The 1,519-nt window shown below is 44.0% G+C and carries 1 protein-coding gene and 1 pseudogene; both read right to left on the bottom strand.

Annotated features, from left to right (window positions below; translation table 11 throughout):
* A partial coding sequence (locus tag L1D47_RS20620; protein WP_239886615.1) for a helix-turn-helix domain-containing protein occupies positions 1-133 on the bottom strand: 133 nt, incomplete at its 3' end.
* Positions 134-231: 98 nt separating this feature from the next.
* Positions 232-1,265 (bottom strand): annotated as a pseudogene (locus L1D47_RS20615) (IS3 family transposase).
* Between the last annotated feature and the right edge of the window lie 254 nt (positions 1,266-1,519).

The following is a 1,519-nucleotide window of genomic DNA, read 5'->3' as shown; positions in this document are numbered from 1 at the left end:
GTTCTTGATAGCGATAAAACGTGTCCCGCGATACACCCATAACTTTGCAGGCTTTTGAGACATTACCGAGTTCTTCGGCCAGATTAAGTAAACCAGCTTTGTGTTTGATGATCGGATTGTTAGTATGCAACATGAGAGTTACCTTTTTGGTTTGTTTAATAAAGATTCGACACCTTTATCAAACTGGGTAACTCTCACTTTTTCAAGTAGATGTGTCAGATCTAGTCTGAACTAATACACATAATTATAGAACCATAGCCATTTAGTGGCATAGTCCTGAACTTCTTCAAGCGTATCAAATAAATGTTTACTGACCCAACTGTATCTCATCGTTCTGTTATGTCGTTCGATGTAGGCATTTTGCTGAGGCTTGCCAGGTTGAATGTTATCAATTCGGATCCCATTCTTTTTCGCCCATTCTGTAAATTCGTGACTGATGAACTCTGGCCCATTATCACAACGGATCRCCTTTGGTGTTGTTCGCCATTCAAGGAGTTGGTTGAGCGTCCGAATTACCCGCACCGCGGGTAGCGAGAACCCAGCTTCTATCGCAAGACCTTCTCGTTTAAAGTCATCAATGACATTAAATAACCGATAGCTTCGACCATCTGCTAACTGGTCATGCATAAAATCTATCGACCAAACTTGGTTCGGTTTAGTTGGCTCTTTCAGCGGTTCTGGTGCGTTTCGTTTTAATCTTCTACGGGGCTTTATCCGCAGATTTAACGCCAAATCGCAGTAAATTCGATATACACGCTTGTGATTCCAACCAAAACCTTTGACATTGCGGAGGTAATGAAAGCACTGGCCAAAGCCCCAATCTGTTTCTTTCTCGGTTAAATCAACAAGTCAATCCGCGATATGCGTATTTTCATCATCGTTAACGGGTTGATATCGGTAACAGGTTTCACTGATAAAAAATGCAGCGCAGACCAAGCGAATAGTCACTTGGTGATTGGCAACCGCATGTTGTGCCATCGCTTTACGTTGCGACGGCTTTACCACTTTTTTGCCATCGMTTCCTGAATGATTTCGGCCTTTAAACGCTCTTCGGCATACATTTTTTTAAGACGRGCATTTTCAGCTTCAAGCTCTCTTAGCCGGGCCATGAGTGATGCATCCATGCCTCCGAATTTAGCCCGCCATTTGTAAAACGTCGCAGAGCTCATGCCATGTTCGCGACACAGTTCTGTAACCGGCGCTCCGGCTTCAGCTTGTTTAAGGATCGACATGATTTGGCTGTCGGTGAATTTTGATGTTTTCATAAAGAATCTCCTGCGCATATGGTACGAGAAAATTCTACTTTTGACGCCAGTTAATTTAAGGGGGGATTACCACCGGACGCTTGTAACCGTCCGGTGATCCCCACATTCAAAAACTGATGCTGCTACTGCATAGTGCTCCTTTTACTAAGGAGAATACCCATGCGGCATCAACGACGAGATGTAAATACCTGTAAATACCTGGCTGGATCTTTTCGACCGCCAGGAACAAAGCGGATTATCGGCGGAGGCGTTTT

The sequence above is a fragment of the Shewanella sp. Isolate7 genome, assembly GCF_022398425.1.
Lineage (GTDB): Bacteria > Pseudomonadota > Gammaproteobacteria > Enterobacterales > Shewanellaceae > Shewanella.
This window is presented reverse-complemented; position numbering and strand designations above follow the sequence as displayed.